The organism is Streptomyces sp. NPDC004051, assembly GCF_053604275.1.
The window spans coordinates 204,784-229,661 of the sequence record NZ_JBSGHG010000004.1 but is presented as its reverse complement, the minus strand read 5'-3'; the positions used below and the strand labels follow the sequence as shown (position 1 = coordinate 229,661).

General features: G+C 70.8%; 21 protein-coding genes. 15 read left to right on the top strand and 6 right to left on the bottom strand.

The window, feature by feature from the left end; all coding sequences use genetic code 11:
- Positions 1 to 12: 12 nt before the first annotated feature.
- From ACWEQO_RS08015 to ACWEQO_RS07965, 11 genes are all read left to right on the top strand, one after another.
- Complete coding sequence (locus ACWEQO_RS08015) at positions 13 to 1,503, top strand: hypothetical protein (RefSeq protein ID WP_452980155.1); 1,491 nt, start codon at positions 13 to 15, stop codon at positions 1,501 to 1,503.
- A complete protein-coding gene (locus ACWEQO_RS08010; RefSeq protein ID WP_452980153.1) occupies positions 1,500 to 2,000 on the top strand; it encodes a hypothetical protein in 501 nt (166 codons plus the stop codon). The genes ACWEQO_RS08015 and ACWEQO_RS08010 overlap by 4 nt, the downstream gene beginning before the upstream one ends.
- Before the next feature lie 37 nt (positions 2,001 to 2,037).
- Positions 2,038 to 2,703 (top strand): vWA domain-containing protein, encoded by a 666-nt coding sequence (locus ACWEQO_RS08005; RefSeq protein ID WP_452980150.1) that lies wholly within the window; start codon positions 2,038 to 2,040, stop codon positions 2,701 to 2,703.
- A 269-nt stretch (positions 2,704 to 2,972) separates the two neighbouring features.
- The gene (locus tag ACWEQO_RS08000) at positions 2,973 to 3,728 is read left to right on the top strand and encodes a protein phosphatase 2C domain-containing protein (RefSeq protein ID WP_452980147.1); all 756 of its coding nucleotides are present in this window, start codon (positions 2,973 to 2,975) and stop codon (positions 3,726 to 3,728) included.
- Complete coding sequence (locus ACWEQO_RS07995) at positions 3,725 to 4,678, top strand: hypothetical protein (RefSeq protein WP_452980144.1); 954 nt, start codon at positions 3,725 to 3,727, stop codon at positions 4,676 to 4,678. The genes ACWEQO_RS08000 and ACWEQO_RS07995 overlap by 4 nt, the downstream gene beginning before the upstream one ends.
- Positions 4,679 to 4,702: 24 nt before the next feature.
- Positions 4,703 to 4,909 (top strand): hypothetical protein, encoded by a 207-nt coding sequence (locus ACWEQO_RS07990; RefSeq protein ID WP_452980141.1) that lies wholly within the window; start codon positions 4,703 to 4,705, stop codon positions 4,907 to 4,909.
- Positions 4,906 to 5,412, top strand: a complete 507-nt coding sequence (locus tag ACWEQO_RS07985) for a hypothetical protein (RefSeq protein ID WP_452980138.1) — start codon at positions 4,906 to 4,908, stop codon at positions 5,410 to 5,412. The genes ACWEQO_RS07990 and ACWEQO_RS07985 overlap by 4 nt, the downstream gene beginning before the upstream one ends.
- 226 nt (positions 5,413 to 5,638) lie before the next feature.
- Positions 5,639 to 8,107, top strand: coding sequence for an AAA family ATPase (locus ACWEQO_RS07980; RefSeq protein WP_452980136.1), 2,469 nt, complete (start codon positions 5,639 to 5,641; stop codon positions 8,105 to 8,107).
- Positions 8,104 to 8,511 (top strand): hypothetical protein, encoded by a 408-nt coding sequence (locus ACWEQO_RS07975; protein WP_452980133.1) that lies wholly within the window; start codon positions 8,104 to 8,106, stop codon positions 8,509 to 8,511. The genes ACWEQO_RS07980 and ACWEQO_RS07975 overlap by 4 nt, the downstream gene beginning before the upstream one ends.
- Before the next feature lie 100 nt (positions 8,512 to 8,611).
- Positions 8,612 to 10,447 (top strand): DUF4357 domain-containing protein, encoded by a 1,836-nt coding sequence (locus ACWEQO_RS07970; RefSeq protein WP_452980130.1) that lies wholly within the window; start codon positions 8,612 to 8,614, stop codon positions 10,445 to 10,447.
- Positions 10,444 to 11,646 (top strand): McrC family protein, encoded by a 1,203-nt coding sequence (locus ACWEQO_RS07965; protein ID WP_452980127.1) that lies wholly within the window; start codon positions 10,444 to 10,446, stop codon positions 11,644 to 11,646. Before ACWEQO_RS07970 ends, ACWEQO_RS07965 begins: the two co-directional genes overlap by 4 nt.
- Positions 11,647 to 11,697: 51 nt before the next feature.
- Here the strand turns inward: ACWEQO_RS07965 and ACWEQO_RS07960 are convergent, their stop codons facing one another.
- On the bottom strand, positions 11,698 to 12,282 hold the full coding sequence (locus ACWEQO_RS07960) for a DUF4352 domain-containing protein (RefSeq protein WP_452980124.1): 585 nt from the start codon (positions 12,280 to 12,282) through the stop codon (positions 11,698 to 11,700).
- A gap of 205 nt (positions 12,283 to 12,487) precedes the next feature.
- On the opposite strand from ACWEQO_RS07960, the gene ACWEQO_RS07955 reads away from it, so the two are divergent.
- The gene (locus ACWEQO_RS07955) at positions 12,488 to 14,617 is read left to right on the top strand and encodes a UvrD-helicase domain-containing protein (protein ID WP_452980121.1); all 2,130 of its coding nucleotides are present in this window, start codon (positions 12,488 to 12,490) and stop codon (positions 14,615 to 14,617) included.
- Between the two features lie 27 nt (positions 14,618 to 14,644).
- On the opposite strand, the gene ACWEQO_RS07950 is transcribed toward ACWEQO_RS07955, so the two are convergent.
- The 5 genes from ACWEQO_RS07950 to ACWEQO_RS07930 form a co-directional block, all read right to left on the bottom strand.
- Entirely contained in the window at positions 14,645 to 16,303 is a 1,659-nt protein-coding gene (locus ACWEQO_RS07950) for an N-6 DNA methylase (RefSeq protein WP_452980118.1), read from the bottom strand.
- 189 nt (positions 16,304 to 16,492) lie between these two features.
- On the bottom strand, positions 16,493 to 17,851 hold the full coding sequence (locus ACWEQO_RS07945; protein ID WP_452980115.1) for a GH1 family beta-glucosidase: 1,359 nt from the start codon (positions 17,849 to 17,851) through the stop codon (positions 16,493 to 16,495).
- Positions 17,852 to 17,880: 29 nt separating this feature from the next.
- Positions 17,881 to 18,720, bottom strand: a complete 840-nt coding sequence (locus ACWEQO_RS07940) for a carbohydrate ABC transporter permease (RefSeq protein WP_361452747.1) — start codon at positions 18,718 to 18,720, stop codon at positions 17,881 to 17,883.
- Between the two features lie 17 nt (positions 18,721 to 18,737).
- The gene (locus ACWEQO_RS07935; protein WP_452980112.1) at positions 18,738 to 19,724 is read right to left on the bottom strand and encodes a carbohydrate ABC transporter permease; all 987 of its coding nucleotides are present in this window, start codon (positions 19,722 to 19,724) and stop codon (positions 18,738 to 18,740) included.
- A 14-nt stretch (positions 19,725 to 19,738) separates the two neighbouring features.
- Positions 19,739 to 21,055 (bottom strand): ABC transporter substrate-binding protein, encoded by a 1,317-nt coding sequence (locus ACWEQO_RS07930; protein ID WP_452980109.1) that lies wholly within the window; start codon positions 21,053 to 21,055, stop codon positions 19,739 to 19,741.
- 253 nt (positions 21,056 to 21,308) lie between these two features.
- On the opposite strand from ACWEQO_RS07930, the gene ACWEQO_RS07925 reads away from it, so the two are divergent.
- From ACWEQO_RS07925 to ACWEQO_RS07915, 3 genes are all read left to right on the top strand, one after another.
- On the top strand, positions 21,309 to 23,150 hold the full coding sequence (locus tag ACWEQO_RS07925; RefSeq protein ID WP_452980106.1) for a coagulation factor 5/8 type domain-containing protein: 1,842 nt from the start codon (positions 21,309 to 21,311) through the stop codon (positions 23,148 to 23,150).
- A 384-nt stretch (positions 23,151 to 23,534) separates the two neighbouring features.
- Positions 23,535 to 24,038 (top strand): RNA polymerase sigma factor, encoded by a 504-nt coding sequence (locus ACWEQO_RS07920; protein WP_452980277.1) that lies wholly within the window; start codon positions 23,535 to 23,537, stop codon positions 24,036 to 24,038.
- Positions 24,035 to 24,853, top strand: a complete 819-nt coding sequence (locus ACWEQO_RS07915; RefSeq protein WP_452980103.1) for a zf-HC2 domain-containing protein — start codon at positions 24,035 to 24,037, stop codon at positions 24,851 to 24,853. Before ACWEQO_RS07920 ends, ACWEQO_RS07915 begins: the two co-directional genes overlap by 4 nt.
- Positions 24,854 to 24,878 lie beyond the last annotated feature (25 nt).

Here is a 24,878-nt window from a genome sequence, read left to right as displayed (position 1 = left end):
CAAGGGTGGGGAATGTTCACCGGGACACAACTCGACAAAGGGGTGGCCGCACGTCACCTCGAGGACGCGGCGCAGGACCCTGCGCTCGCCCCACGCGCCGAAGAACTGCGCGCGCTGGCCCAGGCACTCGACTCCATCGACATGCGCGCCCTTGACGCATGGGCCGATCTCGATCTGATAACCCACTTCGCCCGGCCCGAGAGCATCTCCGAACCGGTGGACATCGGTCGGGGCGAACGGATCGACTCAGTGCTGGACTGGGTGCTGGGAGCCCTGGTCTTCCTCCCTCTGCTCTTCACGTGGTTCGGCCTGTGGCAGGCGTCGAGTGCTTACGGGGCGCTCACCGGGGACGATCCCAAGGCCGCCGGCCGACCGTTCCTGCAGTTGTGGCAGTCCGGGTTCGACGGGTACCTGAGCGGGGCATACCGCTTCGGCCACGTCGCCGTGGGCGGGTGCCTGGCCCTGGTGATGCTGTTCGTCCTCACGGCCGTGCACGGCTACCGGCGCACACGCGCCGAGCGTCGCGAGGAGCAGGCGCGGGAGCGTGCCCGTGCGGCTCTGGTCCGCCTGGTCCCGGTCCTCACGCGTGCGCAGCTCTCGCTCAACGAGCACCGGTTCGCCTCGCCGCAGCGTTTCGCGGCGGAGCTCAACTCGGCGGCCGGCCGGCTGCAGCGCATGCATTCCAAGGCCATCACCACGCAGGAGGCGCTCAGTCGGGCCGCCGAGCTGGTGGGCGAGGCCGCGGACAAGGCGGAGCAGCGCCTCGCCCAGGCGGAGGCGTACGTACGGCCCATCGAGCAGGTGGTGCTGCGGATCGAGGAGACCGTCAGGGACAGCGGCACGGCCATTCAGGCCGCCGTCCAGGGCTTGGACGACCCGTTGACGCAGGCGGGCCGCCGCCTGGCCGACGCCGTCAGCGGGCAGACCGGTGTCCTGGACAAGGCGTTGGAGGACCTGAGGACGGCCGGCGACGACATGCGCGACGTTCTGTCCCGTACGGCGGACCGGCTGGAGACGGCGGTCGGCGACAACGGTGACCGCGTGCGCGGCGCGCTGTCGGACGCGGCCCGCCAGGTCGAGGAGTCGCTGACCGTACTGGCCGCCTCACAGCGCGGGTTCACCACCGGCATCGAGGTCGTGGCGGACGTCAACGGCCGCCTGCTCGACGACCTCGGCACGGTGGCCGACCGGACCGGTGAGGCCGCCGAGGCCTCGCGAGAGGCCCTGCTCGGCATCGAGGCGCGCAGCCGCGCCGTCCAGGAGGCGACGGACCGCTTCGTCGCGGTCACCGACGTCCTGGAACGGGCACTCCGTGAGACGGAGGCGGCGCGGATCGAGGCGGAGAGCGCACGGGGCCGAGCAGAGACGGCGCAGATCGAGGCGGAGAGCGCACGGGGCGAAGCGGAGACGGCGCGCCTGGGTGCCGAGGCGGCCCAGCGGCGCGCGGAGAGCGAGCTGCGACAAGTGGAGAAGCTGCGGGCCGGGATCGGACCGGACCGGTGAGTCCGCTGAAGAGGCGTTTCCGGTTCACACCGCTCCACCTGGCCGGGTGGCTCTTCGCCGACATGCTGCTCGTGCTCGCCCTGGTGTCCATGGGAGACCGCGGTGACCCGCTCGCCGCGCAGGCCAGCGCCAGTCCCTCGAAGTCGGCCGATGCCACGCCGTCCCCCGAACCGAGCCCGACGCCGACGCCGACGGGACCGCGGTCGGTGGCGCGCAAGCCGGTGAAGATCCATCTGACCGCAGCGGTCGGCGACACCACGCGGATGGTGAAACAACTCCGTGCCACCACCACCCGTTACCAGGGACGTGAAGCCGCCTTCGTCCTGACCTTCGGCCAGGCACCGGAGCCCGGTAACGGCCAGGCATACGCGCGGGAGGTGAACGAAGCCCTGCGGAAGGCGCGGCCGGACATGTTCACCGACGCGACCACGCGGGACTTCTGGACCGGCGGCCCCTCGGGCTCCGCCGACCTGGAGATCTACTTCTACACCCGTTGACGGCCACGCCGTCTCATCAGCTCAGGAGAACCAACCCATGCAGATCCTTCCCTTCTACATGGTGTGCGACGAGTCCGGCTCCATGGCCGGCGGCGGCGTGGACGCCATCAACTCGGCGTTGCCCGACCTGCACCACGAGATCAGCACTAATCCGAGTGTCGCGGACAAGACCCGCTTCGCGCTCATCGGTTTCTCCACGCAGGCCTCCGTGCTGCAGCCGCTCGCCGACCTGAGCGAGCTGACGCAACTGCCGTCCCTGTCGGCGGGCGGCGTGACCTCCTTCGGGGCGGCCTTCCGGCTGCTGAAGGACACCATCGAGAAGGACGTCGCGGCGCTGAAGGCGGAGGGGCACGACGTGTACCGACCCGTGGTGTTCTTCCTCTCCGACGGCATCCCCACGGACGAGGGTTGGCGCACCGCGCTCGACGACTTGAACGCGTTCCGCTACGCGCCGAAGATCATCGCGTTCGGGATCAGTGACGCCGACGCCGCGACCATCACCGAGGTGGCCAACTTCAAGGCGTTCATCCAGAAGGACGACTCCATCTCCCCGGCCATCGCGCTGCGTGAGTTCGCCTCCAGCATCACCCGGTCCATCGTCAACTCGGCAACCAGCATGGCCGCCCAAGGCGGGGAAGGCTTCGACCTCCAGGTCGAAGAGCATGTGCCCGGCTTCACCAGCCTTTCCCTGGACAAGCTGTGAGCGGCCCGATGGATCACAGGGAGTGGGCGGCTCCGGCACCTGCCGAACAGCTGCCTTCCCCAGTACCGGACCACCCGGAATCGGCCCAGGCGTCCGAGACAGAGGTTCTGCGAGGAACCCCTGAGCACGTCGGCAATCGTCCTCCCAGTTATCCGCCCCGTCCTCTGGGGCGTCCCTCCCTGCGGGACGGGGACGAATCCGCGGCCTTCTCTCCCGTTGTTCTGCTGGACGGCGGTGAATTCCGGCGGCTGACGGTACGTGCCGCCTCCGTGCGCGGCGACTCCCACAACTGGGAGGGCAGCTGCCGCCAGGACGCCATGGCGGTGACCCGGATCGGTCCGCCTGAGGCAGAGATGCTCCTGCTGGCTGTCGCCGACGGCGTGGGCTCGTCGCTGTACTCGCATGTGGGCTCGCACCAGGTTTCCCGCCTGGCTGCCGTTCACCTCGATCGGGGGGCGGAGAACCTGTACGCGGCGCTGTGCGCTCGCAACGAGATGGAACTGCGCCTCATCGCCACCAAGGCGGTCGTTGAAGCCGTCGGTCGCCTGCGTGCCCAGTGGGAGACGTCCGCAGCACGCCGTGGGACTCGTCCTTACGCCGACCAGGACTACGCCACCACCCTGCACGTTCTCCTCATCCCCACAGACCCCCGTGTCCGCGAGCGGGTCCTGTTCAGCGTGGGTGATGGCGGCTTGTTCGTACTGCGTGAAGGCCGTTGGGAACACAGGATTCCGAACGATGACGGTGACCTGCTCGACACCCGTACCGAGGCACTCCCGCACGCCTACCGCAGCATCAAAGCCAAGTTGCTGCACACCGAACCGGGCGAAGTCCTTCTCCTGGGCACCGACGGCATCACCAACCCGCTCACCCAGAGGGATCCCGAGTTCGCCCAGCGCCTCGCGAACGCGTGGGGCGGGCCTGAAGTGCCCTCGCTGTCCGACTTCCTGTGGCAGGCGCAGACGAGAGCCAAGTCCTACGACGACGACCGGACCGTCATCTGCGTGTGGGAGAAGCCGGAATGAGCGCGGAGGACGGGGCCGACGTCGCACGGTCGTCGCTCACCCTGGGTGAACGGGTCGGCAGCGGAGGCCAGGGAGACGTGTACGCGGTCACGGGTGGCCCCCTCCTGTTCAAGGAGTACAAGGACCCGTCCAAGGTCAACGGGACCGCCCTCGCGGACCTGGTCGGGCTGCGACAGGGCCTCGGTCAGACGGACCGGAGCCGCCTCGATGCCCTTGCCGCCTGGCCCCTGTGCCGTGTGGTCGAGGGCGGCCGGACGCTCGGCTTCCTCATGAGGCGGGCCCCCGCCCCCATGTCGTGGCGCACCGCGACGGGGGCGACGAAGCTCCTCGAGCTGCAGTACCTGATCCGGCCGTCCAAAGCTGCCTGGCAGGACGTTGTTCAGCCGACCCCGGAGCAGCGCAGGGCCCTCGCGCTGGCCTGCGTCGAGGCCATCGGCTGGTTCCACGACGCCGGACTCGTGATAGGCGACATCTCACAGGCCAACGTTCTGTGGTCCCTCTCGCCCGAGCCCGCCGTCCACTTCCTGGACTGCGACGGCTTCCGCCGGGTGGGACGCGCGGCGGTCCAGGCTCAGGCCGCCACTCCGGACTGGAACGACCCGCTGGCGCCCTCCACCGACGCGACGGTGGACACGGACGCCTACAAGACCGCTCTGGTGGCGGGGCGCATCGTCGCCCAGGAGCCATATGTCATACCGGGCCAGGATCTGGAACTCGTCCCCGGCTGCCTCAACGACCGGCAGAGCGACGGAGTGCGGAGGCTCTTCGCGCAGGCCGCCGGCGAGCGCGGTACCCGGCCCCGGCCGGGCGAGTGGCAGACCGCGCTGAGCGACCGTGGCGTCATCACGCTCACGGCGGCCGCACCCCGAGCCCGGCCTGCCATCGACCACACGGTCCTGGACGGGACGCGCAACCGGACCCCGATCAGGCTGCGGGGCCCGGCGCAGTAGTGGGGCATCGGCTCCCCGGACGTCGTGGGAGCCGTACTGCGCGCCGCGCTGCGGCTGACGACCACTTCGGGGCTCGCCCGCGACCTGCACGGTGTCGCCGAGTTCTTTCCCCCGGCCACTTCCCCCGCCGCGGCGCTCCATGCCCTGGACGGCATCCGCTGCACCAGGCTCAACGCGCGTTACCGCGCCGCCCACACCTGGCCCGCCTCATCCTGCGCGGCGGCGGTGTGAACGATCTCCTCACCGACAGGGGCACAGCGGCCGACGGACTGCTCCTGCGCATGCCCGCTCTCTGGGAAGCCGTCGTCCGACGCCTCGCAGTCGAGGCCGCCGCCCGGCACGGCGGCCGGGTCCTTCCCAGTGGCGGTGCCGGCACCACGGTCCGCGGGGACCTGGGGAACACCTCCGCCTTCCGGCCCGACGTGCTGCTCGAACTCCCCGGCCGGAGCGGCTCCGCCCGCTCGCCGCTACCCGTGGACGCCACGTACAAGCGCTACGACCGACACAGCGTCAGCGCTGCCGATGTCCACCAACTGCTCACTTATGCCGCCGGTTACAGTGCCTACGCTCCAGCGAGCGCCGTCATAGTGCATCCACAGCCCGGTGGCCGTGCCCATCGCTCGCTGGAGGTCAGCGCTCCGCGGGGCATGCTCTCCACGCTCCATGTCATCGGCATCGACACCGCTACGCATCCCGAGCAGACAGTCGCGTGGGTCGGGAGCACGCTGCTCTGAGTCGACCGCCGGCCGTCAGGCACACCAACGGTTCTCCCTTCCCCTCCTGACGCGCATGATCGACCCGCCCGTCGAACAACCCTTCACATGTACACGTTTTCGAGTCGCCTTAATTCTCGTTAACCCGTTGACACTGCTCACAAATCTACGTCACTCTTCTTGCGGTAACACTCGCCTGTCACTCTCAGGTGCGTCTCATCCCGCACTGCCGTGGAAGGAACAGTTCGTGATCGACCAACCGCAGGATTCCGTCGACTCCCCCGCCGGTCCCCCGCCCTCCGTGCGGGAGTTACTCCTCGCTCGGCTCGACGGCTCGGATCTCACCCCGGAGGCGCGGTCCCAACTGCGCGAACTGCTGCCCGACGAGCGCGCCAGGAGCAGCGAAGGCCGAACCGGGCCGGTGCACCTGCGTTCCATCACCGCCGTCGGCTGGCGCGGCATCGGCCCGCGCACCACGCTCGAACTGCCGCCCGGTTCGGGGCTGGTGGTCGTCGCCGGGCCCAACGGTTCCGGCAAGTCGAGCTTCGCCGAGGCCGCGGAAACGGCCCTGACCGGACGCAACTCCCGCTGGGAGAAGCGCCGGACCGGTGACTGGAAGCAGGGCTGGCGCAACCTGCACAGCCCCGACGTGGTGCCGGAGGTGTCCGTCGAACTGAGCGTCGGCGAACACGGCGAGCCCGTCACCGTGCGCCGGACCTGGTACGGGGCCAAGGTGGACGATGCGCGCACGCACGCCGAAGGGTCCGACGGCTCGGAGCGGAAGCTGGGCGAGGTCCTCGACGCCGACGCGCTCGACCTCGCCCGGCCCTTCCTGCCGTACAGCGAACTCGGTTCGATGATCAACGGCACGCTCTCCGACTTGCACGACGCCTTCTTCAAGCTCCTCGGCCTGGAGCTGCTCGCCGAGCTCGACGGACGCGTCAAGGACGCCGTGAGCGAGTGCGAGAAGGCCGACAAGCACGAGAAGCAGCGCACGGAACAACTGCGCGGCGAACTGGCCGAACTGGACGACCCGAGGGCCCGGGACGCGGTCGAGGCACTGTCCGGGACCCGGCCGGAGACGAGCAGGGTGCGGGCGCTGCTCACGAGCCGCTCTCCCTCGGTCGAGGTGGAACTGGCTGGGCTGCGGCGACGGGCCGGCCTCACCGGTCCCGAACTGCGCGAGGTCTCCGGTGCCGTCGCGCGACTGCGCGAGGCGGCGGCTCGCGCCGAGGACGCCCGGCACGGCAGTGCGGAGGACGCCCGGCGACTGGCGAATCTGCTGGAGGCGGCGCTGGATCACCGGCGGCGGTCCCAGTCTCCGGACTGCCCGGTGTGCGGCAACGCCGGACAGCTCGACCAGGCGTGGGCCGAGCGGGCCCGGGCCGAGGTGGAACGGTTGCAGCGTGAGGCGGTCGAGGCGGAGGCCGCTCTGCAGGAAGCCGCGAAGGCCCGGCAGGCCCTCCACGACGTGATCGAGCCCGTCCCGGTATGGCTGCAGGCGGACGACTCGCCGCTCGCCGAGCTCTGGCGGCAGTGGGCTCGGTGCCGGAGCATCACCGACGCCTCGGACCTGGCCGACCAGGTGGAGCGAGCCGCCGTCGCTCTGGAGGAGGCGTGTCGGCAGGTGCGGGATGAATCACTCCGTCGGCTGGCCGACCAGGACGGCGAGTGGCAGCCGATGGCCGTGCGGCTCACGGACTGGCTGGCCGTGGCGGAAGCGGCCGAGGCCGCCCGCGCTCGTCGCCCCCACATGGCCAAGGCGCGCGCCTGGCTGCGGAAGGTCATCGACGAGCTGCGGGACGAGCGGCTGCGCCCCTTCGCCGAGCGCTCGCAGGAGGTGTGGCAGCAGCTGTGCGAGCACAGCAGCGTCACGCTGGGCTCCGTCACCCTGGCCGGGACTCCCGGTCGCGGCAGGGTGGAACTGGGCGTCACGGTCGACGACATGACCGCACCGGCCTACAGCGTGATGAGCCAGGGCGAGCTGCACTCGCTGGCGCTCTCGCTGTTCCTGCCGCGTGCCACGCACGAGGCCAGCCCGTTCGGCTTCCTGGTGATCGACGACCCCGTGCAGTCCATGGACCCGGAGAAGGTCGAGGGATTGGCCCGGGTGCTCGACACCGTGGCCAAGGACCGCCAGGTGATCGTCTTCACCCATGACACCCGGCTTCAGCAGGCGATCTCCCACCTCGGTATCCGGGCCACCGTGCTGCGGGTCACCCGTCAGACCGACTCCGTGGTGGGCGTCGAAACGGTGACCGATCCCGTCGACCAGGCACTCGCGGAAGCGCGGGCCATCTCGCTCGACCCGTGGGTGCCTCAGGACGTGGCCGATCGCGTGCTGCCGGCCATGTGCCGGGGTGCTGTCGAAGTCGCCTGTCTGGTCACGGCGCGCCGCCGGCTCCGCGACGAGCACGGACTGCCGCTGTCCGAGGTGGAGAAGCGCATCGCGTCCCTGGAACGCACCAAGGAGTACGCGGCCCTCGCCCTGCTGGGGGACGGGAAGCGGAGCGCCCACGACGCCGTCGAAAGGATCCGGGAGGGCGGCTGGAAGCTGATCGAGGCGTTCAACTCCGGTACGCACACGTCGCTGCCCACGGTCGACGACCGCAAGGCGCTGGTGTCCCGTACCAAGGCCCTGGCGGCGGCCATCCTCCGCTCCGGCGTCCCGGGCAGTGGCGCACAGGCCCCGGGGACCCCGGGGGGTGCGCGATGACGCTCGCCCCGGAAAGCCTGGTCACCGACGCCGGCCGGCTGCTGCTCCCTCCGGCGGGGACCGCGCAGACTTTGGCTCCCGGCCTGCGGGCCCGTGCCGCCGCGGTCCTGCTGCGCCTGGCCCTGGAGCAGGCCCTCGACGCCTATTGGCGGCAGGTCACCCCGCGGATGACCCGGATCGGCAAGCACCGCATGCTGTGCCTGGAGTGGTACGCGGGACATGACACCGCGCGCCGGTGCCGCACGACGTGGGTGGCGCTCAGTGCGGCCTGCCACTACCGCACGTACGAACTGCCACCCGCCCCGGCCGAGATCCAGGCCCGGCTGGAGGAGGTCACCGAGTTGCTGGCCGCCCTGGGGGCCGGTCCGGGAACGGCAGCGGTGGGCCGGCACACGGACACATGACCGACGGCTCCGCCTTTCGCGGACGCGAGCGGCGGAGCCGGTCGGTCGACGCGTAGGGTCCTGGAGGACGGTCCAGGCTCTCCACGGACGAGGAGCAGGTGTGAGCGAGGAGTACGAATCCCCCTCCGGGACGGCGCAGTACCCGGAGTTCCGGCTGCGGCTGCCGGGCGGCGGGCCCGAGGCCCGGGGACGGCTCCTCGCCGACAAGGGCACCAACGGCAGTCAGAAGTTCGTCGTCCTGGCCGGGTCGCCGGGCCGCACGGAGGTCGTGCCCTCGTTCCCGCAGCGCATGCAGTCGTCGTACCGGCTGCGTCAACGGCTGATCGCCGCGGGGGCACTGGTCGAGTCCACCCGCTGGCCGGGCCGGCTGGAGACGACCCGGGACATCGAGTGCAACTCGCCGTCGGCCGCCGCCGAGATCCTGGCCGGGCGCAGCTCCAACGGGTGGAAGGAATGGAAGTCGGCCGACGGGCATCCGCTCGCCGACTACCTCGACCAGGTCTGGTGGGGACGCAGCAGGGCCTGGTTGGTGCGGGGCTCCAACGTCTCGGGCCTCGACCTCGTGCGACGACTGTGGCTGTCCGAAGGGCTGGTCTCCCTCTCGGCCCGTCACCTGCGCAAGGGCATCGAGCAGGGCATCAGCAAGGACAGGCTGCGCACGGCCGTCGACGAGGACTACGCGTCCAGTGCCACGTACAACCAGAAGATGCAACTGGTCGAGGACATCCACGCGTTCCTCTCCCGCATGCGGCCCGGTGACACGATGTGCACGATCTCCGGTGGTCGACTCCACGTCGGCGAGATCTCGGGACCCGCCGAGCAGGTCGACTCCGAGGACGGACGGTCCGATCTGCGCCGCCCGGTGGACTGGGCGGAGCAAGGGCATCCCTACGACGAGTTGCCGGAGGAACTGCAGCAGCGCCTCTCGGCCCAGCACGACGTGGTCGACCTCACCGTGGTCAAGGACCTCATCGACGGCCTCGGACTGAGCGACCAGGACCTGATCGACGAGGCCGAGGCCACCGACCGCGATCCCAGCGTGGAGATCCCCGCCCTCACGGCCCGTCGGGAGCTGAAACTGCCTCGACCGACGGAGGAGCTGGCCGCCGACCTGCTCGTGCACGACGCGGCGTGGCTGGAGGAAGTGCGCGATCTGCTCTGGGACGAGCGGCAGCTCGTGCTCTACGGGCCGCCCGGCACTGGCAAGACCTACCTCGCCCTCAAGCTCGCCGAGTTCCTGGGCGGTGGCCCCGAGCAGGTGAAGCTCGTGCAGTTCCACCCCTCCTATTCCTACGAGGACTTCTTCGAGGGGTTCCGGCCGCAGGAGGATCCGGAGACCCGCGAGGTGGCCTTCCGGCTCACCGCGGGGCCGCTGCGCGAGCTCGCCGATCTCGCGTCCCGGGAGGGCAACCGGCACATCCCACACTTCCTGGTCATCGACGAGATCAACCGCGCCAACCTCGCGAAGGTCTTCGGCGAGCTGTACTTCCTGCTGGAGTACCGCAAGAAGGCGGTGCGGCTGACCTACTCGGGTGACGACTTCGCCCTGCCCCGGAACCTGTTCGTGATCGGGACGATGAACACCGCCGACCGGTCCATCGCGCTCGTGGACGCCGCGATGCGTCGGCGCTTCGCCTTCGTCGAGCTGTCGCCGCGCGTCGAGCCGACGAGCGGCCTGCTGCGGAGGTGGCTGGAGCGGGAGGGGAAGGACTCCGAGCCGGCGGACCTGCTCGACGCGCTCAACACGCGGATCGACGACCCGGACTTCCGTATCGGGCCCTCGTACCTGATGAAGAAGGGCGTGTACCGGGAGGGCGGCCTCGAGCGCACCTGGCGGACGAAGATCCTCCCGTTGCTCGAGGAGCACCACTACGGCGAGGGCGTGGACGTCGAGAAGCGGTACGGGCTGGCGGCGCTGCGGGAGTCGTCGGGGTGACGCCGGTCGTCGAGCTCGTCGAGCACGCGCCGGCGGTCAGCGTGCCCCTGCCGGACGGTGTGGGGCGGGCGCTCGCGGCGCTGCGCGTCGTGGACGCCGCGCCGGACCCGTACTCCCCGGGCCGCTGGTCGCTGCGGGCGGGCAGCAGGGTCGGGGCCGTCACGCTCACGGTGCCGGGTCACGACGATCCGCTCACGGTCCGCGTCGTCCCCAAGGTGCCCGTCGCCCGCCTCTTCTTCCTGCTCGGCTACGGCCTCGGTCCCACCGGTGCCTGGCGGGACGGTGAGGTCGAGGTGGCCGAGCATCGGGACCTGTTGCCGGCGCTCGCGCACGCGGTGGAGCGGCAGGTGGACCGGGCTCTGCGGCAGGGGCTGTTGCAGGGGTACCGGGTGACGGAGGAGACCTCGGTGGTCGTGCGGGGGCGGATCCGGGAGGCCGAGCAGATACGGCGCCGGTTCGGGGCGACGCTGCCGGTGGAGGTGACGTACGACGAGTTCACGACGGACATCGCGGAGAACCGGATCCTGCGGGCGGCCGTGGAGCGGCTGCTGCGGCTGCCCGGGGTGCCGCGCGAGGTGCGCCGGAGGCTGCTGCACCAGCGGGCGCGGCTGGCGGACATCACGGTGCCGGTGCGCGGCCGGCCCCTGCCCGAGTGGCGTCCGAGCCGCCTCAACTCCCGGTACCACCACGCCCTGCACCTGGCGCGGGCCGTGCTGGAGGACGCCTCCCCGGAGCACGGGCCCGGCGGACTGCGCATCGACGGGTTCCTGTTCGACATGAACGAGCTCTTCGAGGACTTCGTGACCGTCGCTCTGCGCGAGGCCCTGCGCGGGTCGGGCCGCACCGCCCGCTTCCAGGACAGCCATCACCTCGACGAGGCCGCCGCCCTCCGCATGCGGCCGGACTTCGTGCTGTACGGGCCGGACGGCGTCCCGTGCGCGGTCGCGGACGCGAAGTACAAGGCGGAGAAGCGGGGCGGTTACCCGGACGCCGATCTGTACCAGATGCTGGCGTACTGCACCGCCCTCGGCCTGAGCGAGGGGCACCTGGTCTACGCGAAGGGCAACGCTTCACATGCGGCCCACCGAGTGCGCCATGCGGGCATCCTGATCCACCAGCACGCCCTCGACCTGGACCAGGAACCGGCGGGGCTGCTCGCCGACGTCGCGGAGGTCGCGCAGCGCATGCGGAACGGCTGACGCGACCTCCTGGGGCGACTCCTGCTCCTGCGGTTACTGCGGTTACTGCGGTTACTGCAGTTTCCACTCGCCGGTCTTGTCGGCGAAGCCGGAGTCCATGGTGAACTGCACGGTGTCGACCTTCGCCGCCTCGGGAACCTCGAAGACGATCCAGCCGAGGCCCTTGGCACCGGGCTTGAGCTTCAGGCTGGAGGCCATGGACGGCCCGGCCGTGATGTCCCCGAAGGTGGCGTCGAACTGCTGCCCCTCGGTGTCGGCGACCTGGGCGCCGTTGGACGGGCTGTCGCTGTAGGCCGCCTCACCGGTGTTGACGAGTTGGAACTGGACGCCGACGAACCGCTTGCCGGAAGCGGGCTTCATGAACTCGTCGGCCGGCTTGGCGGGGTCGGCGACCTTGACGACGGTGACGTCGAGCTGGCTGCCCTCCTCGAAGCCCTCCAGGGTGAGGGTGTCGCCGACCTTGGCGACCTCGGGAGCGGCGAACTTCTCCTTCGCGGTGTCCTTGCCGCTGTCCGCCTGGGCGGCGGCGTTCTCCTTCGGCTTGTCGACGACGGTGCTGCCGGTGTCACAGGCCGTGAGGGTGAGCGCGCCGAGGGCGGCGGCTACGGCGGCGGCGATTCTGATGCGGGCGTGCATGGTCCCCCCAAGGGCAGTGCTGAATGTTCACGTACACACCCCGCTACCTCAGTCACGGCGGGGCTGCACAAGTAAACCGTAGATTTAGTCCGTTGATGATGTCAACGGAACATCAAAGGGTGTCCACACGGCGAGATGACGGTCGGACGGTGTGCACCCGATGCGTATGATCGGCCCGGATGGTCCATTCAGGGTCGGGGGGCACGTGCCGCAGCTTGCGTTCGCCAACAGCTTCTGGGAGAGCTACGACGTTCTCGAGAAGCCCGTCAAGGCCGGCGTGCGCAAGGCGATGCGCAAGTTCCAGCAGCTCACCGTGCCCGAGTTGCAGGCGGACAAAGGGCTGCACCTGGAGTCCGTCGAGAAGGCGCGCGATACGCGGATGCGAACCATCCGCATCAACGACTTCTGGCGCGGTGTGGTCCTCGCCCCGGACGACGGCAGTGACGTCTTCCTGCTGGTGAACGTCGTCCGGCACGACGACGCCTACACCTGGGCCGCCAAGCGGCTGTACACGACGAACGCGGCGACCAGGGCGCTCGAGGTCCGCAACGTGGTGGCGATCGAGCAGTTGACGCCGCAGCTGGAGAAGGCCGCCGCCGCTGCCGGTTCCCTGCTGTTCGCCCGGTACTCGGACACGGTGCTGCGTGAACTCGGCCTCGACGACCAGGTGCTCCGTGCGGTGCGCACCATCATCGACAAGCCCCAGCTGGAGGCGTTCGGCACCCTGCTGCCCGAGGACCAGTTCGAGGTGCTGCAGTACCTCGCCGAGGGGTTCAGCCCCGAGGAGGTGTACCGCGACGTGGTCGCCGTTCGGCGGCCGGTCGCCGCCGGACCCGACCCGGACGAGAGCCTGGCCGCCGCGATCGCGAACACCACCAGCCGCATCACGCTGGTCACCGGGCCGGAGGAGCTCGCCGGCATCCTGGAGAAGCCCTTCGCGGCCTGGCGGGTGTTCCTGCACCCCTCGCAGCGACGGGTCGCCTACCGGGTGTCCTACGGCGGCCCGGTGCAGGTCACCGGCGGCCCCGGGACCGGGAAGACGGTCGCCGCACTGCACCGCGTCCAGCATCTGCTCGGCCGCTCACCGCACACCCGCGTCCTGCTCACCACGTACACCAACGCACTGGCGGCCTCGTTGCGCGAGAACCTGGCCCTGCTCCTCGACGGCGACGAGCACCTCCTGGAGCGGGTGGACGTGACGACGGTCAGCTCCTACGCGCACGGTGTCGTGAGCCGCCTCGACGGCAAGGCCCCCTCCCCCGTCGGTGACCGCGAGGAACGGCAGTTGTGGCAGCGCGTCGTCAAGAAGCTCGGCCTGCCGTGGACCGAGCAGTTCCTCGCCCAGGAGTACCGGCACGTCGTGCTCGCACAGGATCTGCGCACCCTGGACGACTACCGTGCCGCGTCCCGGCGCGGCCGGGGCACCGCCCTGTCACCGGGCAGGCGTGAGCAACTGTGGCCCGCCGTCGAGTTGTTCGAGTCGATGCTGCGCGACCGGCAGGGCACCACGTACCTGAAGGTGTGCGCGCGGGCGGCCGAGTTGCTGGCCGCTTCCACACCCACGCACGACCATGTCGTGGTGGACGAGGCGCAGGATCTGCACCCCGTGCAGTGGCGTGTGCTGCGCGGCGCGGTGGCTTCCGGCAACGACGATCTGTTCATCACGGGCGACCCGCACCAGCGGATCTACGACTCGAAGGTGTCGCTCGGCTCGCTGGGCATCGCGGTGACCGGGCGCACCCACCGGCTGCGGCTCAACTACCGCAGCACCGAGGAGATCCTGACGTGGTCCACCGAGCTCCTGAGCCCGGTGACCGTGGAGGACCTGGGCGGCGACGGCAACGACACGCTGGCCGGCTACCGCTCGTTGCTGCACGGCCGCAGGCCTCACGTCACCGGGTACGGATCGGAGCAGGAGGAAGTGGCGGCGCTCGTGGCACGGGTGCGGGACTGGGTGGCGCAGGGCATCCACCCCTCGGAGATCGGGGTGTGCGCCCGGTTCAACGTCCTGCTGGACAAGGCCTACGACAAGCTCAGTGCGGCCGGCGTGCCGGTGGTGCGGGTCAGGGACAATCCGGGGCGTGACGTGAACGGGGTGCGGCTCGCCACGATGCACGCCATGAAGGGGCTGGAGTTCCGGTGTGTCGCCGTGCTGGGCGTGACGGCCGGTGCCGTGCCGTTCGGACGGGAGGTGACGCCGGCCTCCGTGGACGCTCTGCAGCACGAGTCCGATCTGCTGCGGGAACGGTGCCTGCTGTTCGTGGCGTGCACCAGGGCCCGGGAGGCACTGGCGGTGTCGTGGAGCGGTGCGGGCAGCCCGTTCCTGCCTCAGTGAGCCCGGGGGGGCGACCGTCGCGCCCTGTCAGTCGCCGGGCCTCAGGGCGCCGTTGCCGAGGCCGTCCCGCGCCAGTGCGGTGATCTGCCTGCTGAGCTCGGCCACCCTCCGCGACCGCTGCTCGAACTCCCCGAGTGCGCCGAAGACCGCTCCGTAGCGGCGCTGTGCCGCGATGTCCATCTGGGGGATGCGGGCGCCCTTGCCGTCGAACCGGAAGGTGCCGCTGGCGGTGGTGGAGCGGCGGCTGTTGGCGGTGCTGTGCAGGAAGCCCTGGAGGAAGTCCGTGTCGAGCTGGTCGCTGACCGAGACCGGTTCCGGGTCCGCGTACTCGACCAGTCCGGCCCTGACGAGGTCGGCGACGCTCACACTGGCCCCGTCGAGGGGGCCGGGTCCCTCACCGGCGGCCAGGGTGGGGAGCAGTTCACCCAGGCGTTGCAGCTGCTCGGTCAACTCGCGGTGCAGGGCGTCGTATTCGGTGACGAAGTCGCGGTGGGACTCGTCGACGTGGCGGCCCGGGGTGAGGTCCACCAGATCGTCCAGCAGGTCGATCTGAGCGACGTCGGCGACCTGCTCGGGGCGCGGCTCCAGGGGCCCGTCCGGGTCGTTGGCGGTGAGGTCGACCATGCGGACGGTGGCGGCGGTGTCGCCCGGTGTCCGTGGCCGCCGCAGCTGCCACAGGTGTACGGGCAGGGCGTGCGCGGCGGCCGTGCCCGGGGGCAGGGCGGTGACCTGGGTCAGGATGCCGCGACGGACGAGCTCGGCGCGGATGCGGCGGCCTGCCTTGCGGTAGGCGACCGAGGCCGGCATCACCATGACGACCCGGCCGCCCGGCGCGGTGTGCGCGTAGGCGTGCTGCAGCCAGGCGAGTTCGCCCTCGGCCCTGGAGGGTGTGCCGAGTTCCCAGCGCGGGTCGAGGAGCAGTTCCTCCCGCCCCCAGTCGGTGTCGCTCACCGGCGGGTCGCAGACGACGAGGTCGGCCTTGAGGTCCGGCCACTGGTCGGCGCGCAGGGAGTCGCCCTGCCTGACCTCGATGGGGGCCGGCTTCGCGAGCTCGGCCCGCCGGCGCGCGAACCGTGCGCTGCGGGTGTCCACTTCCTGGCCGTACCGCCTGCTGCCGCGGTTCGTCCCGGTGGTCAGGAGGAGGGTGCCGATTCCGCAGGCCGGGTCGAACAGCACCGCGTCGGAGGCGAGGTCACCGGCACTGTGCCGGACGGCGCGGATGACGCGGGGCGAGGTCACCTGATCCGATCCGGCCCGCCGTACGGACTCCGTGAACCGCTCGGCCAGCCCGTCCACCACGTCGGCCGGGGAGCTCTCCTCCGCCATGCGGCGGGCCAGGCGGACGGCCTGGTCCGGCAGTGCTGACGGCTCCTCGCCCTCGGGGGTGGCGAGGGCCTGGGCGACGTCCGCGAGTCCGCCGAGGATGTCGTCGCCGTAGGCTCCGCGCAGCACCTGCCACAGCTGGACCTCGTCGGTGACGTCCTGTCCCTTGTGCTGCTTGTTCAGCCACGCCTGCACCTCGGCCAGGTCGAAGAGGGGGCTGTTGGCCCCGCCTCCGGCCGGGGCCGGGAAGTCGTCGTACCGCCGCCGCCAGTTGGACACGGCGGCCCGGGTGACACCCGCGATCCGAGCGATCTCGGAACCTGTCACCAACGGGTTCGTAGGAGTGGCCGGGGTCTGTGACATGCCATCTACCGTACACAGGCTGGCTACCTGCATCAATGCAGAATGACCGTTGACGACGTTAACGAGGTTAATGTGGCATACGGCTTCTCAGGCGGCGGGGCGGCCGCACGCCCCGGCCGTCGCGCCGACGCACGGCGGGCGGAGCGGGCGGAGCGGGGCGTGGGGCGGGCCCGGTGGTGGCCCGGTGGGTCAGGCCGCGCGCCGTGTCCGGTTCCCGTGGCCGCGGACGATGTCGGCGTACCGGTGGCCGGAGCCCTTGATGGTGCGGGTCTGGGTGGCGTAGTCGACGTGGACGAGGCCGAAGCGCTTGGCGTAGCCGTACGCCCACTCGAAGTTGTCCAGCAGGGACCAGGCGAAGTAGCCGGCGAGCGGGGCGCCCTTGCGGGCGGCGGAGGCGCAGGCGGCCAGGTGCTGTTCCAGGTAGTCCTGGCGTTCCGGGTCGTCGATCGTGCCGTCGGGGCGGACCACGTCCGGGAAGGCGGAGCCGTTCTCGGTGACGTAGAGCCTGCGTGCGCCGTAGTCGTTCGTCAGGCGCAGCAGCAGCGTCTCGATGCCGCTCGCGTCGATCTCCCAGTCCATGCCGGTGCGCGGGACGTCGGCGCGGCGCACGAAGGCGGCGTGCGGCGCCGGGCCGTCGGGGTCGGCCGCCACCACCTGGGGGAAGTAGTAGTTGAGGCCGAGCCAGTCGAGCGGGGCGGCGATGGTCGCCGGGTCTCCGGGGCGTTCCGGGAGTTCGACTCCGTAGACCTCGCGCATGTCGGCGGGGAAGCCGTAGCCGTGCACGGGGTCCAGCCACCAGCGGTTGGTGTGGCCGTCCATGCGGGTGGCGGCGGCCAGGTCCTCGGGGCGGTCGGTGGCGGCGTGGATCGTGGAGAGGTTGTTGACGATGCCCACCTGGGCGTTCGGGGCGGCGGCGCGGATCGCCCGCGCGGCGAGGCCGTGGCCCAGCAGCAGGTGGTAGGAGGCGCGGACCGCCGCCGTCAGGTCGGTCAGGCCCGGCGCCATCCTGCCTTCCAGGTGGCCGATCCAGGCCGAGCACAGCGGCTCGTTGAGGGTGGCCCAGTGGTGCACGCGGTCGCCGAGGCGTTCGGCGACCGCCGACGCGTACGCGGCGAAGTGCTCGGCGGTGTCGCGTTCCGGCCAGCCGCCGCGGTCCTGGAGGGCCTGGGGCAGGTCCCAGTGGTAGAGGGTGACGGACGGGGTGATGCCCGCCTCGAGCAGGCCGTCGGTCAACCGGTCGTAGAAGTCGAGGCCCTTGGCGTTGACCGGGCCGTCGCCGCCGGGGACGACGCGGGGCCAGGCGAGGGAGAAGCGGTAGGCGTTGGTGCCGAGGCGGCGCATCAGGTCGATGTCCTCGCGCCAGCGGTGGTAGTGGTCGCAGGCGGTGTCGCCGTGGTCGCCGTTGTCGACGGCGCCGGGGGTGTGCGCGAAGGTGTCCCAGATCGACGGCGCACGGCCGTCCTCCGTCACGGCTCCCTCGATCTGGTAGGCCGAAGTGGCCGTGCCCCACAGGAAGTCGTCGGGGAGGGCTGCGTAGTCGATGGTCACGGAGGTCCTTTCGGGTACGGGGACGCCGGTCACTTGACGGCTCCTGCCGTCAGGCCGGCGACGAGGTAGCGCTGCAGCAGCAGGAAGCCGGCGACCACGGGGACGCTCACCACGAGCGAGGCCGCCATGATCTGGTTCCAGTACACGTCGTTGAGGGTGGAGTAGCCCTGGAGTCCGACGGCGAGGGTGCGGGTGGTGTCGTTGGTCATCACCGAGGCGAACAGCACTTCGCCCCAGGCCGTCATGAAGGCGTAGACGGCGACCGCGACGATGCCGGGGATCGCGGCCGGCACGACGACCCGGAAGAGCGCGCCGAGCGGACCGCACCCGTCGACCATCGCGGCCTCGTCCAAGTCCTTCGGCACCGAGTCGAAGTAGCCGATCAGCATCCAGATGGAGAAGGGGAGGGAGAACGTCAGGTACGTCAGGATCAGACCGCCGCGCGAGCCGAACAGGGCGATGCCCGTGGCGTTGCCGATGTTGACGTAGATGAGGAACAGCGGGAGGAGGAAGAGGATGCCGGGGAACATCTGCGTCGACAGCACGGTCACGGTGAAGACGCGCTTGCCGCGGAAGGTGTGGCGGCTCACCGCGTAGGCGGAGAAGACCGCGATCACCACCGAGCAGACGGTCGCCGCGCCCGCCACGATCAGCGAGTTCACGAAGTACCGGGCGAGCGGGACGGTGGACCAGATGTCGATGTACGGGCGGACCGTCACCTCGCTCGGCAGCCAGCGGAACGTGCCGGTGACGTCCGCGAGCGGTTTCAGCGAGCTGGAGACCATGACGTACACCGGGATCAGCACGAAGCCGGTGAGCAGGGTGAGGAAGATCCGCCGGGACCACAGGAACGAGCGGGGCGGGGCCATCGGGGACCGGGGCGGGTTCATGGGGCGGTCCTCCGTCCGCGCGAGGTGAGTACGAGGTACACGCCCGTCACGGCGAGCAGGAACAGCAGGAGCAGGACGGACATGGCGGAGCCGGTGCCGAAGTTCCAGGTGACGAAGGACGCTTGGTAGATGTGGACCGAGATGAGGTCGGCGGCCTCGGGGGCGGCCTTGCCGAACAGGACGAACGGGGTGTTGAAGTCGTTGAACGTCCACAGGAACAGGACGAGGACCAGGACCTGGTTGACGGGGCGCAGTGACGGCAGGGTGATGCGGCGGACCTGCTGGATCATCCCGGCGCCGTCGAGGGCGGCGGCCTCGTACAGCTCGCGGGGGATGTTCTGCAGGCCGGCCATGACGATCAGGAAGGCGAACGGCCAGCCCTTCCACACGGACACCGTCAGCAGTGCGAAGAAGCTGTTGTCGCCGATCAGCCAGAAGGACGGCTTGTCGGTGAGGCCGAGCTGGTCGTGCAGGACGTGGTTCACCAGGCCGTTGTCGTGCTGGAACATGAACACCCAGGTGATGACGGCGGCGTAGACCGGCAGGGCGTACGGCACCAGGAACAGGGCGCGCAGCAGGCCTCGGCCGCGGAAGGTGTCCTGCAGGTAGATCGCGGCGGCGGTGCCGATGAGCCAGCACAGGCCGACCGACAGCACGGTGAAGGCGACGGTGACGAAGAAGGAGTGGAGCAGGGCCGCGCCGACGGGGGCGTCGAAGTCCACCGACACCGTGTAGTTGTCGAGGCCCGTCCAGGGGGCGGTGCCCCAGTCGCGGATGTAGAACTGGGTGAGCTCCTTGAAGCTCATCACGATGCCGATCACCATCGGCACCAGGTGGACGAGGAGTTCGAGGAGGACGGCGGGCAGCAGGAGCAGGTAGGGCAGTCCGATGCGGCGGATCCGCCCGGGGCGGCGGCGGGGGCCGCGCGCCGCCCCGGGGGACGTCTTCCGCACGGCGGCCTCCGCGGGGGCAGCGGCGGTCATGGCGGTGTCGTGACTCACTTCTTGGGCATCTGCTGCTGGGCCTTGGTGAGTGCGGCCTTGACCGACCCGGTGGTCACCTCGCGGCCGCCGGCGGCGTCGGCGAACAGGTCCTTGACCGCGGTTCCGACGGCGGTCTCGAACTGGGACTCGTCGGGGACCTGCGGCAGCGCCACGGCACTGGTGGCGAGGGTGTCCTTCAGGACGGCGTTGGCCGGGGAGTCGAAGGCCGGGTCCTCCTGGGCCGCCTTCACCGGCGGGATGGAGCCGTAGGCCGTGTTGAGGATCTTCTGCTCGGCGTCGCTCGTCATGAACTTCACGAACTCGGTGGCGCCGTCGAGGTTGTCGCTGTTCTTGAAGACGGCCAGGTTGATGCCGGCGGCCATCGAGTTGACCTGCTTGCCCGCGCCCGGGGTGCCGGACTGCACGGGCACCGGTGCGATGCCGTAGTCGTCCTCGCTCATGCCCTGGGACTTGAGGTTGGCGGACGCGGACTGCCACAACAGCATCGCCGTCCTGCCCTTGGCGAAGTCGCTCACGGACTGGTTCTGGGCGTACTCGGCGTTGCCCGGGGCGATGATCTTGTCCTTGGCCATCAGGTCGACGTACTGCTTGACCGCGGTGACCGCGCCGTCGTTGGTGAAGTCGGGCTTGCCGTCGGCGGTGAAGAAGTCGGCGCCGTGCTGCTTGGCGAGGACGAAGGCGTGGTGGATGTTCTCGGAGGGGTTCGAACCCTCCGTGCCGATCCCCCACTTGCCGTCCTTGGAGACCTTCTTGCCGGCGGCGACCAGCTCGTCCCAGGTGGCGGGCGGGCCGTCGATGCCCGCGTCGGCGAACATCTGCTTGTTGTAGTAGAGGGCGTACGCCATCGAGTACAGCGGGACGGCGGCCGGGTCCTGGCCCTCGGTGCCGGTGGAGCCGAGCGCGGAGTCGACGAAGCGGTCCCTGCCGCCGATCCTGTCGAAGTTCTTCGCGTCCCACGGCAGCAGCGCGCCCGTCGCCTGGAGCGAGGCGGACCAGGTGTTGCCGATGTTGAGCACGTCCGGGCCCTGGCCCGAGGTGGTCGCGGTGAGGATCCGGTTGAGCAGGTCGGACCAGGGCACGACCTCGAGCTTGACCTTGATGCCGGTCTGCTTCTCGAACTTGTCCAGCTCGGGCTGGAGCACCTTCTTGTCGATCTCGACGCTGGCGCCCTGGTTGGAGGCCCAGTACGTGAGCTCCTCGGGCGAGTCGCCGGACCCGCCGCCCGTGCTCGTACCGCCTCCGCAGGCCGAGACGGCGAGTGCGAGGGGCAGGATGACGGCGCCGGTGGCCGCGGTTCGGATGCTGCGCATGGCTCCTGATGTGCCTTTCCGGGGGTGCGGGCAGGAAGTGGAGAAGCGGAGAAGAATGGCGGGGTCGGCGACTCATGACTTAATTTAGGACGTGAGTTAAACCCTCCGGAGGCGGCACGTCAAGGGTTTGGACGGAGTCATCCGACTCTCGCCGCGCCCCTTGACTCATCTGTTCCACGCATGAACCATCAGCGGCGAAAGAGCGCTCCCAACTCCCCCACATCGTTCACTTCCTGAACCAGGAGAGCCCTTCATGACCCCCGACTCCCCCTCCGTCCAGCCGCCCTCCGACGACCCCCGTTCCGCCGTCCGGCGCCGGGCCGTTCTCGGCGCCGCGGCCGCCGCCCCCGTCCTGGCGGCGCTGACCACCACGGCCTCCGCCGCACCGGCCGCCCCCGCCGCGCCGACCGCCCCTTCCGTCGCGGCGAAGCCCGGCAAGCCGCGCCGACTGCGGGCCGGCGGCGACCTCGGGCCGAACGTGATCGTCTTCGACCCGTCCACACCGGGCATCCAGGCGAAGCTGGACGAGGTGTTCGCCCGGCAGGAATCGGACCAGTTCGGCCCGGGCCGCTACCAGTTCTTCTTCAAACCGGGCACCTACCACGGGCTCAACGCCCAACTCGGTTTCTACACCTCGATCTCGGGCCTCGGTCTCTCTCCCGACGACACCACCATCAACGGCGACGTGACGGTCGACGCCGGCTGGTTCGACGGCAACGCCACCCAGAACTTCTGGCGTTCGGCGGAGAACCTGGCCCTCGTCCCGGTCAACGGCACCAACCGCTGGGCGGTCTCCCAGGCCGCCCCGTTCCGCCGGATGCACATCCGCGGCGGCCTCAACCTGGCGCCCGACGGCTACGGCTGGGCCAGCGGCGGCTACATCGCCGACAGCCGGATCGACGGCACGGTCGGCCCGTACTCGCAGCAGCAGTGGTACACCCGGGACAGTTCGGTCGGCGGGTGGACCAACGCCGTGTGGAACATGGTGTTCTCGGGTGTCCAGGGCGCCCCCGCACAGAGTTTCCCGGAGCCGCCGTACACCACGCTCGACCGGACGCCGATCTCCCGCGAGAAGCCGTTCCTGTACCTGGCCGGCGCCGACTACCGCGTCTTCCTGCCCGCGCTGCGCCGGGACGCACGCGGTGTCAGCTGGGGCAGCGGCACCCCGCGCGGCACCTCCCTGCCCCTGGACCGTTTCTACGTCGCCAGGCCCGGCGACTCCGCGGCCACCCTCAACCAGGCGCTCGACCAGGGCCTCAACCTGCTGCTGACGCCGGGCATCTACCACGTCGACCAGCCGGTCCGGGTCGACCGGGCGGGCACGGTCGTCCTCGGCCTCGGCTACGCCACCCTGATCCCCGACAACGGCGTCACCGCCCTGAAGGTCGCCGACGTCGACGGCGTACGGCTGGCCGGTTTCCTGGTCGACGCCGGACCGGTCAACTCCCGCACCCTGGTGGAGGTCGGCCCGGACGGCTCCTCCCGCAACCACTCGGCCGACCCGATCACCGTCCAGGACGTGTTCATCCGGATCGGCGGCGCGGGCCCCGGCAAGGCGACCACCAGCATGGTGGTCAACGCCCGGCACACCATCGTCGACCACACCTGGATCTGGCGCGCCGACCACGGCGAGGGCGTCGGCTGGGAGACCAACCGCTGCGACTACGGCGTCGTCGTCAACGGCCACGACGTCCTGGCGACCGGCTTGTTCGTCGAACACTTCAACAAGTACGACGTCCAGTGGAACGGCGAACGCGGGCGCACGATCTTCTTCCAGAACGAGAAGGCCTACGACGCGCCGAACCAGGCCGCCGTCCAGAACGGCTCGATCAAGGGCTACGCCGCGTACAAGGTCGGCGACCACGTCACCACCCACGAGGGCTGGGGCATGGGCAGTTACTGCTACTACAACGTCAACCCGTCGATCGTGCAGCACCACGGCTTCGCCGCCCCGAACCGTCCGGGGGTCCGCTTCCACCACCTGCTGGTCGTGTCGCTCAGCGGCCACGGGCAGTACGAGTGCGTCATCAACGACACGGGTTCGCCGACCTCGGGCACCGAGACCGTGCCGTCGAAGGTGGTGTCCTACCCCTGACCCCGGTGTGCGGTGCGCGCCGTGACCGGAGCCGGCGGTCACGGTGCGCACCGGTGTGATGCCGACGGCGGTCCCTCCCCCTGAGTCCGGGAGGGACCGCCGTCCCCGTCACCGCACGGACACCGCGGCAGGCGCCGGTGCGTAGCCGGTGGGCCGGGTGGTGAAGGTGCCGCGGCCCCGGGTGCGGCGCGCCCCTCCGCGGGGGCGGCGCCTGCTCGTCGCCGAGGAGTGCAGGGAGGGCCGGGTGGGCGGAGCCACGGCTTTTCCCGTGTGGCGGGGATCACGTCGGGGGGAAAACCCGCAGCGCGGCTCGGGCGTCTAGCGGGTGTGAGATCAGTCAGAGCAGCACCGCACGAGGTGGACGAGGAACGTCTCGTCCGGCTGGTGGCGAAGGGCGACCGTGCCGCGTTCGAGGAGTTGTACCGGCGTACGGCGCCGTGGCTGGCGGTGCGGCTGCGCCGCCGGTGCGCGGACGAGCAGATCGTCGCGGAGGTCATGCAGGAGACCTACCTGGCGGTGTGGCGCGCGGCGGGCGCGTTCGCCGGGGCCGCGGTCGGCGGGACGGCCGTCGGCTGGCTGTGGACGATCGCGGCGCGCCGCCTGGTCGACGCGTTCCGGCGCAGGGCTCACCACGCGGAGCCGCCGCCGGCCGCCGCCGTGCCCGGCGCGGCGCCCGCCGCCGAGGAGGAGGCGCTCGCGGCGACCGTCGGCGGTGAGGTCGGGGACGCGCTGCGGTGCCTCGCGCCGGAACTGAGACAGGTACTGCAGGCCATGGTGCTCGACGGGCTGTCCGTCCGGGAGACCTCGGTCCTGCTCGGGCTGCCCGAGGGCACGGTCAAGACCCGTGCCCGCCGGGCCCGGATCGCGATGCGGAGGGCGCTGGCGTGAGTGGGGAACATCCGTCGACGCGGATCGTCGAGGGGTATGCGCGCGGCGGTACGGACCTCGCCGTCGACGAGGTGTGGGCCGTGGAGGCCCATCTGGAGGCGTGCCGGGTGTGCCGTGACCGGCTGTCCGCCGCCGTCGGTACCGAGGCGCCCGCCGTGGCGACGCTGGTCGGCACCGTGTGGTCCGGCCTCGAACCCCGGCTGGCGGTCACCGCCACGATGCCGCGCGGACGGCGCCGGCCGGCGCGGCTGTCGAGGTGGCTGACGCCCACGATGGTGCCGTGGCTGGCCATGGTCGTGGGTGTGGTGCTGCTGGCCCTGCTGTTCGACCTGGTCGGCACCGGTTCGGGCGAGGTGTCGCTGGTGCTGCTGTTCGCGCCGGTCCTGCCCGTGCTCGGTGTCGCGGCCTCCTGGTCGCGCGGTCTGGACCCGGCGTACGAACTGACGTCCTCGGCGCCCAGGGCCGGGCTCCCCCTGGTGCTGCGGCGCACCGCGTCCGTGCTCGGCGTGGTCGTCCCCGCGCTGCTGGTGGGCGGATGGGTGACGGGGGTGATGGTGGCCCAGTGGCTGCTGCCCTGTCTGGCCCTGACGGCGGCGACGCTGGCGCTCGGCGGTGCCATCGGGGTGACCCGCGCCGCTGTCGTGCTGGCCGCCGGGTGGGCTGCCGTGGTCGTGGCGCCGACCCTGGCCACCAGCCGTACGGCCTTCGCCCTGCAGACGGGCGGTCTGCCCGTGTGGGGGCTCCTCCTCGCACTCGGCACCGGTGTCGTGATCGCCCGCAGGGGCGCGTACTCCGTGCCGGGAGCTCCTCGATGACTATCGGACCATCGGAAAGGAACAC